This window comes from Enterobacter cloacae complex sp. IR5384 (genome assembly GCF_049237265.1).
Classification (GTDB): Bacteria; Pseudomonadota; Gammaproteobacteria; order Enterobacterales; family Enterobacteriaceae; genus Enterobacter; species Enterobacter cloacae.
This window is the reverse complement of the sequence record NZ_JBMKHJ010000024.1, coordinates 1-16,211: the sequence shown is the minus strand read 5'-3', so window position 1 is coordinate 16,211 and position 16,211 is coordinate 1. Positions and strand designations below refer to the sequence as shown.

General features: G+C 55.5%; 13 protein-coding genes and 5 tRNA genes. 13 read left to right on the top strand and 5 right to left on the bottom strand.

Annotated features, from left to right (window positions below; translation table 11 throughout):
• Positions 1-59 precede the first annotated feature (59 nt).
• The 13 genes from recX to ACOTX3_RS17680 all read left to right on the top strand — a co-directional run bounded on the left by recX (position 60) and on the right by ACOTX3_RS17680 (position 8,885).
• Positions 60-560, top strand: coding sequence for a recombination regulator RecX (gene recX, locus ACOTX3_RS17740; protein ID WP_020689258.1), 501 nt, complete (start codon positions 60-62; stop codon positions 558-560).
• Positions 561-691: 131 nt separating this feature from the next.
• Positions 692-3,319 (top strand): alanine--tRNA ligase, encoded by a 2,628-nt coding sequence (gene alaS, locus ACOTX3_RS17735; protein WP_127869193.1) that lies wholly within the window; start codon positions 692-694, stop codon positions 3,317-3,319.
• Positions 3,320-3,560: 241 nt separating this feature from the next.
• Entirely contained in the window at positions 3,561-3,746 is a 186-nt protein-coding gene (csrA, locus tag ACOTX3_RS17730; protein ID WP_000906486.1) for a carbon storage regulator CsrA, read from the top strand.
• Positions 3,747-4,089: 343 nt separating this feature from the next.
• Positions 4,090-4,182: transfer RNA gene (locus ACOTX3_RS17725), tRNA-Ser, on the top strand.
• A gap of 4 nt (positions 4,183-4,186) precedes the next feature.
• A tRNA-Arg gene (locus ACOTX3_RS17720) sits at positions 4,187-4,263 on the top strand.
• Positions 4,264-4,327: 64 nt separating this feature from the next.
• Positions 4,328-4,404, top strand: a tRNA-Arg gene (locus ACOTX3_RS17715).
• A 29-nt stretch (positions 4,405-4,433) separates the two neighbouring features.
• Positions 4,434-4,510 (top strand) — tRNA-Arg (locus ACOTX3_RS17710).
• 65 nt (positions 4,511-4,575) lie between these two features.
• Positions 4,576-4,652 (top strand) — tRNA-Arg (locus ACOTX3_RS17705).
• 117 nt (positions 4,653-4,769) lie between these two features.
• A complete protein-coding gene (gene yqaB / locus ACOTX3_RS17700; RefSeq protein ID WP_058678783.1) occupies positions 4,770-5,336 on the top strand; it encodes a fructose-1-phosphate/6-phosphogluconate phosphatase in 567 nt (188 codons plus the stop codon).
• Complete coding sequence (locus ACOTX3_RS17695; protein ID WP_014833021.1) at positions 5,333-5,761, top strand: YqaA family protein; 429 nt, start codon at positions 5,333-5,335, stop codon at positions 5,759-5,761. The genes yqaB and ACOTX3_RS17695 overlap by 4 nt, the downstream gene beginning before the upstream one ends.
• Positions 5,762-5,844: 83 nt before the next feature.
• Positions 5,845-7,389: a glutamate--cysteine ligase gene (gene gshA / locus ACOTX3_RS17690; protein WP_013098433.1), complete on the top strand. Its 1,545-nt coding sequence runs from the start codon at positions 5,845-5,847 to the stop codon at positions 7,387-7,389.
• Between the two features lie 153 nt (positions 7,390-7,542).
• The gene (gene luxS, locus ACOTX3_RS17685) at positions 7,543-8,058 is read left to right on the top strand and encodes an S-ribosylhomocysteine lyase (RefSeq protein WP_013098432.1); all 516 of its coding nucleotides are present in this window, start codon (positions 7,543-7,545) and stop codon (positions 8,056-8,058) included.
• A 53-nt stretch (positions 8,059-8,111) separates the two neighbouring features.
• A complete protein-coding gene (locus ACOTX3_RS17680) occupies positions 8,112-8,885 on the top strand; it encodes an AraC family transcriptional regulator (RefSeq protein WP_013098431.1) in 774 nt (257 codons plus the stop codon).
• Here ACOTX3_RS17680 and leuA read toward each other — a convergent pair.
• From leuA to ACOTX3_RS17655, 5 genes are all read right to left on the bottom strand, one after another.
• Positions 8,863-10,518 carry a 2-isopropylmalate synthase gene (gene leuA, locus ACOTX3_RS17675; protein WP_058678782.1) on the bottom strand — a complete coding sequence of 552 codons (1,656 nt, stop codon included), beginning with the start codon at positions 10,516-10,518 and terminating at the stop codon, positions 8,863-8,865. The genes ACOTX3_RS17680 and leuA overlap by 23 nt on opposite strands.
• Before the next feature lie 166 nt (positions 10,519-10,684).
• Positions 10,685-12,232, bottom strand: coding sequence for a multidrug efflux MFS transporter permease subunit EmrB (emrB, locus tag ACOTX3_RS17670; protein WP_045901518.1), 1,548 nt, complete (start codon positions 12,230-12,232; stop codon positions 10,685-10,687).
• Positions 12,233-12,248: 16 nt separating this feature from the next.
• Entirely contained in the window at positions 12,249-13,421 is a 1,173-nt protein-coding gene (gene emrA, locus ACOTX3_RS17665) for a multidrug efflux MFS transporter periplasmic adaptor subunit EmrA (RefSeq protein ID WP_013098428.1), read from the bottom strand.
• A 129-nt stretch (positions 13,422-13,550) separates the two neighbouring features.
• Positions 13,551-14,081 (bottom strand): transcriptional repressor MprA, encoded by a 531-nt coding sequence (mprA, locus tag ACOTX3_RS17660; protein WP_013098427.1) that lies wholly within the window; start codon positions 14,079-14,081, stop codon positions 13,551-13,553.
• Positions 14,082-14,395: 314 nt separating this feature from the next.
• Positions 14,396-15,580, bottom strand: coding sequence for an MFS transporter (locus ACOTX3_RS17655; RefSeq protein WP_013098426.1), 1,185 nt, complete (start codon positions 15,578-15,580; stop codon positions 14,396-14,398).
• Positions 15,581-16,211 lie beyond the last annotated feature (631 nt).

The following is a 16,211-nucleotide window of genomic DNA, read 5'->3' as shown; positions in this document are numbered from 1 at the left end:
TTAAAAATGAAGGGCTGCTGATGCGGCCCTTTTTGCATTTCTGAACCAGCAGGTTTTTTATGAGCGAATTCACAACGCGTCGACCCGCTTATGCGCGATTACTGGACCGCGCGGTGCGGATCCTTGCCGTGCGTGACCACAGTGAACAAGAGCTGCGGCGTAAACTGTCGGCCCCGGTGATGAGTAAAAATGGGCCGGAAGAGATTGATGCCACCGCGGAAGATTATGACCGGGTGATTGCCTGGTGCTACGAGCATCACTATCTGGATGACGACCGTTTTGCTTCCCGGTTCCTGGCCAGCCGTGGCCGCAAGGGATACGGTCCGGCGCGTATCCGTCAGGAGCTGAACCAGAAGGGCGTTGCCCGTGAGTCCATCGAAAAAGCAATGCGCGACTGTGACACCGACTGGTGTGCGCTGGCAAAAGAGCAGGCGATTCGTAAATACGGTGAACCGCTGCCGCGTGAATTTTCAGAAAAAGTCAAAATCCAGCGCTTTTTGCTCTACCGCGGCTTTCTGATGGAAGATATTCAGGATATCTGGCGTAATTTTGCCGATTGAACGCATGCGGGATTTTACTTCCCACCAAAGAAAACTTATCTTATTCCCACTTTTTCCAGTAGCAGGTCTGTCCAGGGGTTTACCGATACCGGCTTGCTACGACATTTCGTTAGCTTGATTTCAGGATAATTATGAGCAAGAGCACCGCTGAGATCCGTCAGGCGTTTCTCGATTTTTTCCATAGTAAGGGACACCAGGTTGTTGCCAGCAGCTCCCTGGTGCCGAACAACGACCCAACTCTGCTGTTTACCAACGCCGGGATGAACCAGTTCAAGGATGTGTTCCTTGGTCTCGACAAGCGTAATTATTCCCGCGCCACAACCTCACAGCGTTGCGTGCGTGCGGGCGGTAAACACAACGACCTGGAAAACGTCGGTTACACTGCGCGCCACCATACCTTCTTCGAAATGCTGGGTAACTTCAGCTTCGGCGACTATTTCAAACATGATGCTATTCAATACGCGTGGGAACTGCTGACTGGTGAAAACTGGTTCAACCTGCCGAAAGAGCGTCTGTGGGTTACCGTCTATGAAACCGATGACGAAGCCTACGAAATCTGGGAAAAAGAAGTCGGTATCCCGCGCGAACGTATTATTCGCATCGGTGACAACAAAGGCGCACCTTACGCGTCTGACAACTTCTGGCAGATGGGTGACACCGGCCCTTGCGGTCCGTGCACCGAGATCTTCTACGATCACGGCGACCACATCTGGGGTGGCCCTCCAGGCAGCCCTGAAGAAGACGGCGATCGCTACATTGAGATCTGGAACATCGTCTTCATGCAGTTCAACCGTCAGGCCGACGGCACCATGGAGCCGCTGCCAAAACCGTCCGTTGATACCGGTATGGGCCTGGAGCGTATTGCGGCTGTTCTGCAGCACGTTAACTCCAACTACGAAATTGATCTGTTCAGCACCCTGATCAAAGCCGTTGCAGAAGTGACTGGCGCGACCGATCTGAACAACAAATCACTGCGCGTAATCGCAGACCATATCCGTTCCTGTGCGTTCCTGATTGCTGACGGTGTTATTCCGTCGAATGAAAACCGTGGCTATGTGCTGCGTCGTATCATTCGTCGTGCTATCCGTCACGGCAACATGCTGGGCGCGAAGGACACCTTCTTCTATAAGCTCGTTGGGCCACTGATTGGCGTAATGGGTTCTGCGGGTGATGAGCTGAAACGCCAGCAGGCGCAGGTTGAGCAAGTACTGAAGACTGAAGAAGAGCAGTTTGCCCGTACGCTGGAGCGTGGTCTGGCGCTGCTGGATGAAGAACTCGCTAAGCTTAAGGGCGACACGCTGGATGGCGAAACCGCCTTCCGCCTGTACGACACTTACGGCTTCCCGGTTGACCTGACGGCGGACGTTTGCCGTGAGCGCAACATCAAAGTGGACGAAGCGGGCTTCGAAGCGGCGATGGAAGAGCAGCGTCGTCGTGCGCGTGAGTCCAGCGGTTTTGGCGCAGACTACAACGCGATGATCCGCGTGGACAGCGCGTCTGAATTTAAAGGTTATGAAGCGCTGGAACTGACTGGCAAAGTGACCGCCCTGTTTGTTGACGGCAAAGCCGTAGACAGTATCAGTGCAGGTCAGGATGCAGTTGTCATTCTGGATAAAACCCCGTTCTATGCGGAATCCGGTGGTCAGGTTGGCGATAAAGGCGAACTGAAAGGCAACGGTTTCAGCTTCAGTGTGAACGACACTCAGAAATACGGCCAGGCGATTGGTCATCTGGGTAAACTGGTTTCAGGCTCCCTGAAAGTGGGCGAGGGCGTTCAGGCTAATGTTGACGAAGCGCGCCGCGCACGCATCCGTCTGAACCACTCGGCAACGCACCTGATGCACGCTGCACTGCGTGAGGTTCTGGGAACGCATGTTGCACAGAAAGGTTCTCTGGTTAACGACAAAGTGCTGCGTTTCGACTTCTCGCATTTTGAAGCGATGAAACCGTCTGAAATCCGTGCGGTGGAAGATCTGGTGAACGCGCAAATCCGTCGTAACCTGCCAATCGAAACCCACATTATGGATCTCGACGCGGCGAAGAAAAAAGGTGCGATGGCCCTGTTTGGTGAGAAATATGACGACCGTGTTCGCGTATTGAGCATGGGCGACTTCTCTACCGAGCTGTGCGGTGGTACACACGCATCGCGTACCGGTGATATCGGTCTGTTCCGCATCGTTTCTGAATCCGGTACGGCGGCAGGTGTGCGTCGTATTGAAGCGGTGACCGGTGAAGGTGCGATTGCCAGCCTGCATGCGCAGAGTGACCAGCTGCACGATATCGCGCAGCTGTTGAAAGGCGATACCCAGAATCTGGGCGAGAAAGTGCGTGTTGCGCTGGATCGTACTCGCCAGCTGGAAAAAGAGCTGCAGCAGCTGAAAGAGCAGGCTGCGGCGCAGGAGAGTGCAAACCTCTCCAGCAAGGCTGTAGACATTAAGGGCGTCAAACTGCTTGTCAGCGATCTGGCAGGTGTAGAGCCTAAGATGCTGCGTGCCATGGTCGACGATCTCAAGAACCAGCTTGGTTCGACGGTTATCGTACTGGCGACGGTAGCAGAAGGTAAGGTTTCTCTGATTGCGGGCGTCTCTAAGGATGTGACCGACCGCGTTAAAGCAGGGGAACTGATTGGCATGGTTGCCCAGCAGGTGGGTGGCAAAGGTGGCGGTCGTCCGGACATGGCGCAAGCCGGTGGTATGGATGCGGCGGCACTTCCTGCGGCATTGGCCAGCGTTGAAAGCTGGGTAAGCGCGAAACTGTAATAACTACAAAGCACAAACAGACGCCATAGCGGTAACGTTATGGCGTCTTGTTCACTGCACTATCGATAACGATAAAGTCAGGTTGAGTTTGTGTATATCGGCTAAACTTACGTTTAACAGAATGTGATGCCGTGACTGCTTACACTTTACGTGTTTGTCATCGCTTACTTTTTGGCGTTATATGATGGATAATGCCGGGATACAAGAGACCCGACTCTTTTAATCTTTCAAGGAGCAAAGAATGCTGATTCTGACTCGTCGAGTTGGTGAGACCCTCATGATTGGGGATGAGGTCACCGTGACAGTTTTAGGGGTAAAGGGTAACCAGGTACGTATTGGTGTTAACGCTCCTAAAGAAGTATCTGTCCACCGTGAAGAGATCTACCAGCGTATCCAGGCTGAAAAATCCCAGCAGTCCAGTTACTGATATTGTCGCGTCTCGCTGTCGGGCGAGACGCAACCCCTCCTGTTATTTTTCCTGCTTAAAGTTACCGTTCGATTTCAATCGCTCTGTTTTTAACCACTCTCGCCAGCTTATCTCGTCCAAACCACACGCTTCTCTTCATAGATTTCTGTGAGGATGCCTGCAAAATCCGCTTATAAAACACTCTCTTTGCGGCTTTTACATGCGAATTGCCTGTGATTTGTGCAAACGATAAAAGCTTTTGGAAAATTGTTTGACTTATAAGTCCCAGAAAGTAATATATGCGCCACGCAGCGACGAGAAGCTCTTAACGAGTGGCTCGAAGCACTCGAAAGAGGCGTTGTGTGGTGAGGTGGCCGAGAGGCTGAAGGCGCTCCCCTGCTAAGGGAGTATGCGGTCAAAAGCTGCATCCGGGGTTCGAATCCCCGCCTCACCGCCATTTTGCATCCGTAGCTCAGCTGGATAGAGTACTCGGCTACGAACCGAGCGGTCGGAGGTTCGAATCCTCCCGGATGCACCATCTATTACTTCATATTGCTTTAGAAGTGATATGAACATCGAGCAGTACAGTAGTAAATCCCGATGCATCCGTAGCTCAGCTGGATAGAGTACTCGGCTACGAACCGAGCGGTCGGAGGTTCGAATCCTCCCGGATGCACCATTTACTATTTCTGAAAGCAGTACCCTGATGCATCCGTAGCTCAGCTGGATAGAGTACTCGGCTACGAACCGAGCGGTCGGAGGTTCGAATCCTCCCGGATGCACCATCTATTACTTTGTGTTGCTTTTGAAGTGACACCAAGTATCAGCAGCAATAGCAGTAAATCCCGATGCATCCGTAGCTCAGCTGGATAGAGTACTCGGCTACGAACCGAGCGGTCGGAGGTTCGAATCCTCCCGGATGCACCATCTTCTCCTGGTTTGTTTATTCCTTCGACGTTCCGTCAGCAATCACACTCTCTGTCAGCGACAAAAACGCCCGTTTACGATAAAGTAACCCTTTGTTAATCGGTTAGCGAGAGCACGATGTACGCACAGTATGACGGTTTGATCTTCGATATGGATGGCACGCTTCTGGATACCGAACCCACGCATCGCCAGGCCTGGACGGACGTTCTTGGACGTTACGGTATGCGCTTCGACCTTCAGGCGATGATAGCCCTCAACGGATCTCCTACCTGGCGTATCGCACAGGCCGTGATTGAACTTAATCAGGCCGATCTCGATCCGCACCAGCTCGCGCGTGAAAAAACCGATGCAGTCAAAGCTATCCTGCTGGATACCGTGCGTCCTCTGCCGCTTATTGACGTGGTAAAAGAGTGGCACGGACGTCGCCCGATGTCGGTCGGCACGGGCAGCGAAAGCACCATCGCCGAAGCGCTGCTCAACCATCTTGGCCTGCGCCACTATTTTTCTGCGGTGGTTGCCGCCGACCATGTTAAAAATCACAAACCCGCACCGGACACCTTCCTGCTTTGCGCAGAACGAATGGGTGTGCCGGCGGCAAAATGCGTTGTCTTTGAAGATGCCGACTTTGGCATTCAGGCCGCGCGTGCTGCCGGAATGGATGCGGTGGATGTTCGCTTACTGTGAGTGACGCGCTGTCACTTTTATCATTATTCGCCAGCAGTTTTTTAAGTGCTACGCTCTTACCGGGTAATTCGGAAGTGGTGCTGGTGGCGATGCTGTTGTCTGGCGTGAGTCAGCCCTGGTTGCTTGTGTTAATAGCAACAATGGGTAATAGCCTTGGAGGGCTGACTAACGTTATTCTTGGGCGTTTCTTTCCGCTGCGTGAAAAATCGCGCTGGCAGGAAAAGGCAGTCGGCTGGCTAAAACGCTATGGCGCTGCCACGCTGTTATTAAGCTGGATGCCTGTAATAGGCGATTTACTGTGTCTGCTGGCGGGATGGATGCGCATCTCCTGGGGGCCGGTGCTCTTTTTTTTGTGCCTTGGCAAGGCGTTGCGCTATGTTCTTGTGGCGTGGGCAACACTACAGGGTATGACGTGGTGGCACTAATTGGTGGAATGAATACGCGACCTTCAATCGTCAACCATTACAATTATGCTGAGTAACATTACTTTGACAGGCGGGAGGTCAATTTGATCCCGGACGTATCACAGGCGCTGGCCTGGCTGGAAAACCACCCTCAGGCACTGAAGGGTATTCAGCGTGGCCTTGAGCGTGAAACGCTGCGCGTAAACGCGGATGGCAGCTTAGCGACGACGGGTCACCCGAAGACGTTAGGCTCGGCGCTGACACATAAATGGATCACTACCGATTTCGCTGAAGCACTGCTGGAATTTATCACTCCGGTGGACGGTGATATTGATCATATGCTGACGATATTGCGCGACATCCATCGCTACACCGCCCGAAATATGGGCGATGAGCGTATGTGGCCGCTCAGCATGCCCTGCTATATCGAGCAGGGGCAGGAGATTGAGCTGGCGCAATACGGCACGTCGAATATCGGTCGACTGAAAACGCTGTATCGCGAGGGGCTGAAAAACCGCTACGGCGCGTTGATGCAGACGATCTCAGGCGTACATTACAACTTCTCTTTGCCGATGGCTTTCTGGCAGGCGAAATGCGGTGAAACGGATAAGGACGCGATCTCCGCGGGTTATTTCCGCCTGATCCGCAACTATTACCGTTTTGGCTGGGTTATTCCTTACCTGTTTGGTGCGTCTCCGGCTATATGCTCCTCGTTCCTGCAGGGGAAACCGACGACGCTACCGTTCGAGAAGACCGCGTGCGGAATGTACTACCTGCCGTATGCCACCTCGCTGCGTCTGAGCGACCTTGGCTATACCAATAAATCGCAAAGCAATCTCGGTATTACGTTTAACGAATTGCACGAATATGTGGCAGGATTGAAGCGGGCGATCAAAACCCCGTCGGAAGAGTACGAGAAAATCGGCCTCGAAAAAGACGGCAAACGTCTGCAAATCAACAGCAATGTGCTGCAGATTGAAAACGAACTGTACGCACCGATTCGTCCGAAGCGCGTGACGCGCAGCGGTGAAACCCCGTCGGATGCGCTGCAGCGCGGCGGGATCGAATACATTGAAGTGCGCTCACTGGATATCAACCCGTTCTCACCGGTCGGTGTTGATGAGCAGCAGGTTCGCTTCCTGGATCTGTTTATGGTCTGGTGTGTGCTGGCCGATGCGCCGGAAATGAGTTCAGACGAACTGCTCTGTACCCGCACTAACTGGAACCGCGTGATCCTGGAAGGGCGCAAACCGGGCCTGACGTTGGGTATCGGCTGTGAAACGGCGCAGTTCCCACTGCCGAAAGTGGGTAAAGATCTGTTCCGCGACCTGAAGCGCGTTGCCCAGACAATGGACAGCCTTTACGGTGGCGAAGCGTATCAACAGGTCTGCGACCAGTTAGTGGAATGCTTTGATAACCCGGAACTGACATTCTCGGCGCGTATTCTGCGTTCTATGATTGATCAGGGCATCGGCGGAACAGGGCGTGCACTCTCCGCGGAGTACCGTGAAATGCTGATGCAGGAGCCATTAGAGATCCTGAGCGAAGCGGATTTTGCGGCGGAGCGCGATGCGTCTGTCGTACGTCAGAAAGAGGTCGAAGCGGCGGATACGGAGTCGTTTGAGGCGTTTCTGGCGAAGCAGGCTTAAGCAGAAAAGAAAAAGGCCACATCGCTGTGGCCAAAATATACATCTCTGAATTCAGGGATGATGATAACAAATGCGCGTCTTTCATATACTCAGACGTGCATTCTGTAGAAGAGTTCAGTTTATTTTAAAAAAAATCACTATCGGAGGTGACGTATGCCGTTATTAGATAGCTTTACTGTCGACCATACCCGTATGGAAGCACCTGCAGTCCGCGTGGCGAAGACCATGAACACCCCGCACGGCGACACGATCACCGTTTTCGATCTGCGCTTCTGCGTGCCGAATAAAGAAGTGATGCCGGAGAAAGGCATTCATACGCTGGAACACCTGTTTGCTGGTTTTATGCGTGACCACCTGAACGGTAACGGCGTGGAGATTATCGATATTTCTCCGATGGGCTGCCGTACCGGTTTTTACATGAGCCTGATCGGCCAGCCGGAAGAGAAGCGTGTTGCTGATGCGTGGAAAGCGGCCATGCAGGACGTGCTGAAGGTAAAAGAGCAGAACCAGATCCCCGAGCTGAACGTCTACCAGTGCGGCACATACCAGATGCACTCTCTGGAAGAAGCCCAGGAGATCGCGCGTCACATCATCGAGCGTGATGTTCGCGTCAACAGCAACGAAGAGCTGGCCCTGCCAAAAGAAAAACTGCAGGAACTGCACATCTAGTGCACCTTTTCCCTCTCCCACCGGGAGAGGGTAGGGTGAGGGTTGTTTAACCCATGACCACAACGTCTACCTTCTCCTTTACCCATCGTCCCCTCGTTCCGTTTGCCCATGATTACGTTCATGGTGACAGCGAGCCGTGGCACCAGCACGACTGTGCCCAGCTGCTGCACACCCTGAGCGGGGTGGTAAGAGTGGATACCGCATCGGGCTGTTGGGTTGTTCCGCCGGGCCGTGGCGTCTGGCTGCCAGCAGGAACGCAACACTCGCTTCGCATCACCGGCAACGTGGCGGCGCGTACGCTGTTTATCGATCCGCTGGCGCGGGCCGATCTCCCTGCAACCTGCCAGATCGTGCAGATCTCGTCGCTGTTACGCGAACTGATCCTCGCTTCCCTGCTGCTTGATGAGTCTTACTCGCCGGGGAGCCGCGACGAGCGGGTGTATGAGCTGATTCTGGATGAGATCCGTTTGATGCCAGTGCTGCCGTTTCATCTGCCGGAGCCGGAAAGCGAGCCGTTACGCCAGCTTTGCCAGCGGATCCGCCAGGCACCCGGTGAAAGCTGGAGCAGTACTGAGGCGGCGAGCTGCGCAGGCATGAGCGAGCGCACACTGAACCGTCATTTTCAACAGCAGACCGGTTTACGCTACGCGGAGTGGTTGAGAAGGGCGCGCCTGCTGGAGGCGTTGCAACGGCTGGCTCAGGGGCAGCCCGTGTTACGCGTGGCGCTGGATCTGGGCTACGGTAGCCACAGCGCCTTTACCGCGATGTTTCGCCGGGTGATGGGGACATCCCCCAGCGATTACTTCAAAGACAGCTCACCGCATTAAACAGCGCCTGGAGCGAGGCGCGCGCCACGTCACTGTCAATGCCCACTCCCCAACGGCTGCTGCCGTCCTGGAACAGGCAGCGGATGTAAGCCACCGAGCGGCTGTCGCTGCGCTCCCCCAGCGTATGTTCGTGGTAGTCTTTAATCACAAACGGGGTGTTGAGCCAGCGGCTTAACCCACTGGCGGCCGCGGATAACAGCCCGTTGCCCTGGCCTTCAAGCTGGCGCGTTGCGCCCTGCGTCACGACGCTTGCCGTCAAACGTAACTGACCGTCCTGCTGACTGTCGCTGCGATAAGATTGCAGGGCAAAGTGTGGGTCTGCGACCAGCCCGTAGCGGCTGCGAAACAGTTGCCACAGGGCGTGCTGCGTCATCTCTTTACCATGGCGATCGGTCTCCTGCTGCACATGCTGGCTAAAATCCTGCTGCAACGCGCGGGGCAACTTCAGACCATGATTCTGCTCGATGAGCCAGGCGCTGCCGCTTTTCCCGGACTGGCTGTTAACCCTGATCACCGCTTCATACGTGCAGCCGATATCCTGCGGATCGACGGGCAGGTACGGCATCTCCCAGCGCTCGCCCGGTTTGCGGGCATCAAAGCCTTTTTTGATGGCGTCCTGATGCGAGCCCGAGAAGGCGGTATAGGCCAGCCGTCCCGCCCACGGATGGCGCGGGTGTACCGGAAGCTGGTTGCAGGCTTCCACCACTTCTACCACCCGGTTCATATCGCTAAAGTTGAGATTCGGGCTGATCCCCTGGCTGTAGAGATTCATCGCCAGCGTTACCAGGCAGACGTTGCCCGTGCGTTCGCCGTTGCCAAACAGACAGCCTTCCACACGGTCCGCACCCGCCATCACCGCCAGCTCCGCGCTGGCCACGCCGGTACCGCGGTCATTATGCGGATGAACGCTGATGCAAACATCGGCGCGACGGCTAAAGTGGCGGCAGAAATACTCAATCTGATCGGCATACACGTTTGGCGTGCTGACCTCCACGGTGGCCGGTAAGTTGATCACCATGGGCCGTTCGGCGCAGGGCTGCCAGATCTCCGCCACCGCTTCACAAATCTCCAGCGCAAACTCCGGCTCGGTAAAGCAGAAGGTCTCCGGGGAGTATTCGTACTGCCAGCGCGTCTCCGGGTTCTCTTCGCACAGCGTGCGGATAAGCCGCGTGGAGCGTGTTGCCAGCTCAACGATTTGCGCTTTCTCCAGGCCGAATACCAGGCGGCGAAACAGCGGGGCGGTGGCGTTATACAGATGGACGGTGGCCTGTTTCGCGCCACGTAACGATTCAAAGGTGCGGACGATCAGGTCTTCCCGTGCCTGGGTTAATACCTGAATTGTGACGTCATCCGGGATGCGATTCTCTTCAATCAACTGGCGAACAAAGTTGAAATCCGTCTGCGAGGCAGAAGGAAAGGCAACTTCAATCTCTTTAAACCCGCAGCTTAACAGCAGATCCCAGAACTGAAGCTTGCGCGTGCTGTCCATGGGGTCGGCCAGGGCCTGGTTGCCATCACGTAAATCGGTTGAGAGCCAGCGCGGGGCATGGGTGATGCGTTGCTCAGGCCAGCGACGGTCGGGAAGAGAAATAACGGGATAAGGCTGGTACTTGTCGGCGGGTGTGTTCAGCATGATGCGCTCCTGTAGTCTTTTCACTATCGTGAATGGATTTCAGGAGCGCTGCTTTATCGGATGTGACAATTGCTGTCGCGTTTTGGACAACAGCGCGGGTTCTGCCGGATGTGCACATATCGTAGGCCCGGTAAGCGAAGCGCCACCGGGCATTTCACGCAGAGGACTAGTGCGCGCCACCCCCTCCACCGCCGGCACCAAACGGCGGTCTGGCAAACCACACCAGCCCCAGCAGGACGATGAAGATCCCCGCGGATATCCAGAAAATCTCGTTAGCCGAGATAATCAGCCCCTGGTTGGTGATCTGCTGGGCAATCCAGCCGGACGCCTGCTGTTCCGTCATGCCCATCCCCTGAAGCTGGCTATACATCTGCTGCGCATTCGGGTTGTACGGATTTACCGCTTCGGTCAGCTGCGCATGGTGCATCGATTCCCGGTTTGTCCACAGCGTGGTGGTGATCGATGTCCCGATGGAGCCCGCTAATGTACGGGTAAAGTTCGACAGGCTCGACGCGGCCGCCAGACGCTCAGGCGGTAAGCCAGACAGCGTGATGGTGGTCAGCGGCATAAAGAAGCACGCTACCGCGAAGCCCTGAATAAACTGCGGCCACGCAGAGGCGCCAAAGTCCATCCCCGGTTCAAAGGTATACGCGCGCCAGTAGAAGCACACCGCATACATAATGAAGCTGAAGGTCACCAGCCTGCGCATGTCGAGCTTATGGGCAAAGCGGCCAATGACCGGCGACAGCAGCACCGGGATCACCCCAACAGGCGCAGAGGCCAGACCCGCCCAGGTCGCGGTATAGCCATACACCTCCTGCAGCAGCTGCGGCAGCAGAACAATCGCGCCGAAGTAGAGCATATAGGCGAGGCTGATACACAGACAGCCGATGGTGAAATTTCGCGACTTAAACAGCGAGAGATCGACTATCGGGTTGTCGTCCGTCAGCTCCCAGACAATCAGGAAGCTCAGCGACACCACCGCGACAATGGTCAGGATGATGATCTCCTGCGAGTTGAACCAGTCCAGCTCCTTACCCCGGTCGAGCATGATCTGCAGACTGCCGATACCGAGGATCAGCAGCGCCAGACCAATGCTGTCGATTCGCCGCTGTTCGGTACGGGTCTCACGACCGCGCAGGGATTGCAGCGTCATCAGAACCACAACCGCTCCAATCGGAACGTTGATGAAGAAGATCCAGCCCCAGTGGTAGTTATCGCTGATGTACCCGCCGAGAATCGGTCCGCAGATAGGCGCGACGATCACGGTCATTGACCACAGCGCCAGCGCGACGGAGCGTTTTGCAGGCGGGTAGTTACTCAGCAGCAAACTTTGCGAAAGGGGGATCAGCGGGCCGGCGACAATCCCCTGGATGACGCGGAAGAAAATCAGCATCGTCAGGCTGCTGGACATCCCGCACGCCCAGGAGGCCAGCACAAACGCCACTGTTGACCACAGGAACAACTTCACCTCACCGACGCGCTTCGCCAGCCAGCCGGTAATCGGAATGGAGATGGCGTTTGCCACCCCGAACGAGGTAATGACCCAGGTTCCCTGGCTCAATGATGAGCCAAGGTTCCCGGCGATCGTCGGGATCGCCACGTTTGCGATGGTGGAGTCCAGCACCTGCATGAATGTCGCCAGCGACAGCGCAATGGTCATAATGACCAGCTGCGCGCCTTCCAGCGGTTTTTGCGGCTTTTGCTGTTGCATAACGCTCACCTTCGGATTAACCGGCGTTTGCCTTCACGATGTCATCGATCAGCTTGTTGACCGGATCGAGGCTAATTTCACGGGCGTTACTTTCATAAGCCGGGGTGCTACGTACCTGGCTTGCCAGAATCTGGCCGTCGCGGTTAGCGGTATCCACCGTCACCAGCGTGGAGAGGCCAATACGCAGCGGATGGTCTGCCAGCTGTTTAGGATCAAGCTCGATACGCACAGGCAGACGCTGCACCACTTTGATCCAGTTACCGGTGGCGTTTTGCGCAGGCAGCAGCGAGAAGGCGCTGCCGGTACCCATATCCAGACCCACTACTTTACCGGTGTACTTCACGTCGTCGCCGTAAATGTCGCTGATAACAGTTGCGGTCTGGCCGATACGCATATGGGCAAGCTGCGTCTCTTTAAAGTTCGCATCAACCCACAGATTGTCCGCCGGCACGACCGCCATCAGCGGCGTGGTTGGGCTGATCTGCGCGCCTGGCTGTACGGAACGACGGGAGACGTAGCCGGTCATCGGGCTGACGATTTTGGTACGCTGCAGGGCAAGCCATGCGTTACGCACTTCGGTCGCCGCCTGTTGTACCGCAGGCTGGTTTTCAAGGCTGGTACCGAGAATCATCGCCTGGTTAGCGTTGTACTGCTGAATAGCCACATCCAGCTGCGCCTGGGCGCTGGCAACGGCATCGCGGGCGTGCTGCAGCTCTTCACGGCCAATCAGATTGGCGGTGCCGAGCGGCACGCGACGGTTCAAATCGCTCTGCGCCTGGGCAAGTGCGGTTTTCTGCACGTCGATGTTGGCCTGCAGTTGCTTACTGTTGATCATCAACTGACGGGTCTGACGCACGCTGGAGGCCAGCGCGGTCTGTGCTTTTTCAAACGCCTGTTGAGCGTCGGTCGGATCCAGCGTGACCAGCACATCCCCTTTTTGCACAAAGTCGGTATTGTCAGCCCAGACTTTCGTCACGCTGCCCGACACCTGCGCCATAATTTGTACCTGATTCCCTGCCACGTATGCGTCGTCTGTCTCTTCTGCATGACGCAATACTAAAAACCAATAGATCCCATATGCCACGGCAATAATGATAAAGAGCAAGGTCAACAGAAGAAGGGCGCTCTTACGTTTGCCTTTCTTGTTGGCCGGTTGCTGCGGGGTTGTGTTCTCCGCATTTGCGCTCATTGTTGTTCTCCACGATCTTCTTATTTTCACATCGGCTGAGCCGACCTGTTGTCAGAAAGGCCAGCAGTGTCACGTGCTGGCCTGTCAGTTTTCTTTTATTAAATCTGGATGTTCGAGCGTGTCGTCGCGTTAGCGCAGCGCCTCAAGGATGGCGCCATCTTCATCCATCTGATCCAGACGGGTGAGCAGCTTGCGAGTGATGTGCTCAAGCTGGTCGCGCTCGCTTGTGCTGAGGACAGACCAGAGTTTGTGCAGGCAGTTGTGCTGAGGTGGCAGCACCTCACGCAGGAATTGGTGACCTTTGTCGGTCAGTTGCAGATGCAGGCAACGGCGGTCGTTATCGCTTTCACGGCGTTCAATCCAGCCGCGCTTTTCCAGCTCATCAGCGATACGGGTGGCGTTCGTACGGGACGAACCCAGCGCGCAGCTCAGCTCAGACGGCTGAATACTGTGGTTTTCCTGAGACTCCAGCGTAATCAACGCCATAAATAACGTCTCGTTAATCCCCTGAGCTTTCAGCATCTTATTACGATTATCCAGCAGTTTCCCCTGCATGTGCATGCACAGGCGGGTCAGCAGGATTTCCTGATACGGAAAGTCCTCATGACGACTGGCGCGGAATTTAAGCATTTGTTCAATGGGCGTAAACGAACTATCCATTTGGGCATAACCTCATTAATTACAGCCGATATAGTAACGACAGTGACAAATAATGTAAATGAATTATTTGTGCGGTTAAATCCGCCAAACTAATGTCACTATCAGAAAGCGCCGGGTGAGTCCGTGACCCGGTGAGCACAGAAAGAGAGAGGGATGAACCCGCGGAAGAGAGGATGTGAGGACAGGGGTCTGAACTATTCATGCCGTTTGAAAATATGTCACCCACATTAAAATTTCTGGGATAAATGATTACGTTTACATTAACAGAGTGAGGGGCCCCTTTACACCCTAAGAGGCCCAAAGCTATGTAAAACTTAGTGAATGGCTTCCTGACGATGGTATCCGCGCCACCATACTACCAGGTTTAGCGCGGCGACAACGGCTCCTGTCGCGCACACGCCTGTCCACCCGCCATGCTGCCACGCCGAGGCGGAAATTAACGAGCCCGCAGCACCGCCGATGAAGTAGCTGGTCATGTACCCGGCAGTAAGACGGTTTCGCGCGTCTGGCTTCACGCGGTAAATCACGGTCTGGTTAGTGATATGCACGCCCTGTACGGTGAGGTCGAGCACCAGAATGCCGACGATCAGCGCCAGCACGGAGGTATGACCGTACCAGATGGCCGCCCAGGAGAGCAGAAGCAGCACCAGTCCCGCGCTGGTGGTCATGTGAGATTTGCCCTTATCGGCCAGCCCGCCTGCCGGACGCGCGCCGAGCGCCCCCGCCGCACCGGCCAGACCAAACAGACCAATCACCCCTTCGGAATAGTTAAATGGCGGTGCGGCCAGCAGAAAGGCCATCGACGTCCATAGGATGCTGAAGTTGGCGAAGGTGAAACATCCCAGCAGCGCGCGGGTGCGCAGGAGTTTATCCCGGGTAAAGAGGCTGAACACGGAGGCCAGAAGCTGAGGATAGTTCAGGTGATTTTCCTGCTTCACCTTCGGCAAGCCGCGCCAGAGCGCGAGCGCCATCACCACCATCAGCACGCTTGCCACCCAGTAGACGGTACGCCAGCCGCCAAGGCTGGCCAGCAGACCTGCTACGGTACGTGCCAGCAGTATCCCCAGCAGCAGGCCGCTCATGATAGTGCCCACCACTTTGCCGCGCTTTTCCGGTGCGGCGAGGGTGGCGGCCAGTGGAACCAGAATTTGCGCCACCACGGAGAACAGACCCGTCAGCGCGGTGCCGATAATCATCATTGTTAAAGAGTGGCTGCTGGCGGTGATCAGCATGCCGCCTGCGGCCAGCAGGGTCATGGAGACAATCAGCATCCGGCGCTCAAACATGTCGCCGAGCGGCACCAGGAACAGCAGCCCGGCGGCATAGCCGAGCTGCGCGGCGGTGACAATAAAGCCTGCCGAGCTGGCAGAAAGGTTAAACGCCCGGGCGATGGTATCGAGCAGAGGTTGAGCGTAGTAGTTACTGGCGACCGCCAGACCCGTTGCCACGGACATTAAAAGAATAAGCGCGGGGCTAAGCCCCTGAGATGTTTTTGTCATGGGTTTCAGAAATCATTAGTTAAGTGATTATTTTTCCGGAAACAATAATAACCAATGATTGTGAAGGATGGGGGATTGTTGGGTGATGGATTGTGCGGTTTAGGGGATGGTGCGGTCTGGTGCCCTCACCCTAACCCTCTCCCACAGGGCTGAGGGATCCCCAGTAATTTTTTAACCATAAGCGATAACGCTGCTCTCAGAATAACTGAGAGCATTCAGCGATGCCCTGGTCCGGCTGTAAATCGCTGAGGCGTTTCCTGCAGGCCGGGGCGAGGCGCATGGATGCGCCGAGAGGGCGGCTTTACAGGGACGTTACATCCGCCCGTCCCCGATAAGCCGGAAGGAATAAGCCGAAGGCACCGCGAAGCGGCGATTTACCGCCGGGAGCCCGGGTCGCCAGGGCGGTGGCGACTGAGCCGCCCTGGCACGTTCACAAGTCATGCCGTTACAGAGTAGCAAGGAACATAAAGTGAACGGAATGACCTCTACAGCCAAATGTTCCCCCTCACCCCAGCCCTCTCCCTCTGTACGGTCCGGGGACATAGTGAACACTTGTTCGGGGACATGGTAGACACTTACAACTAAGGCATAAGAACCCGTTTATGGAGTCGCTTATGCCCTGGGATGCGAG

Bases quoted from the DNA above. Each gene is read 5' to 3' on its own strand.
- recX (WP_020689258.1), top strand. From the start codon at position 60: ATGAGCGAATTCACAACGCGTCGACCCGCTTATGCGCGATTACTGGAC.
- alaS (WP_127869193.1), top strand. From the start codon at position 692: ATGAGCAAGAGCACCGCTGAGATCCGTCAGGCGTTTCTCGATTTTTTC.
- csrA (WP_000906486.1), top strand. From the start codon at position 3,561: ATGCTGATTCTGACTCGTCGAGTTGGTGAGACCCTCATGATTGGGGAT.
- yqaB (WP_058678783.1), top strand. From the start codon at position 4,770: ATGTACGCACAGTATGACGGTTTGATCTTCGATATGGATGGCACGCTT.
- luxS (WP_013098432.1), top strand. From the start codon at position 7,543: ATGCCGTTATTAGATAGCTTTACTGTCGACCATACCCGTATGGAAGCA.
- ACOTX3_RS17680 (WP_013098431.1), top strand. From the start codon at position 8,112: ATGACCACAACGTCTACCTTCTCCTTTACCCATCGTCCCCTCGTTCCG.
- leuA (WP_058678782.1), bottom strand. From the start codon at position 10,518: ATGCTGAACACACCCGCCGACAAGTACCAGCCTTATCCCGTTATTTCT.
- emrB (WP_045901518.1), bottom strand. From the start codon at position 12,232: ATGCAACAGCAAAAGCCGCAAAAACCGCTGGAAGGCGCGCAGCTGGTC.
- emrA (WP_013098428.1), bottom strand. From the start codon at position 13,421: ATGAGCGCAAATGCGGAGAACACAACCCCGCAGCAACCGGCCAACAAG.
- mprA (WP_013098427.1), bottom strand. From the start codon at position 14,081: ATGGATAGTTCGTTTACGCCCATTGAACAAATGCTTAAATTCCGCGCC.
- ACOTX3_RS17655 (WP_013098426.1), bottom strand. From the start codon at position 15,580: ATGACAAAAACATCTCAGGGGCTTAGCCCCGCGCTTATTCTTTTAATG.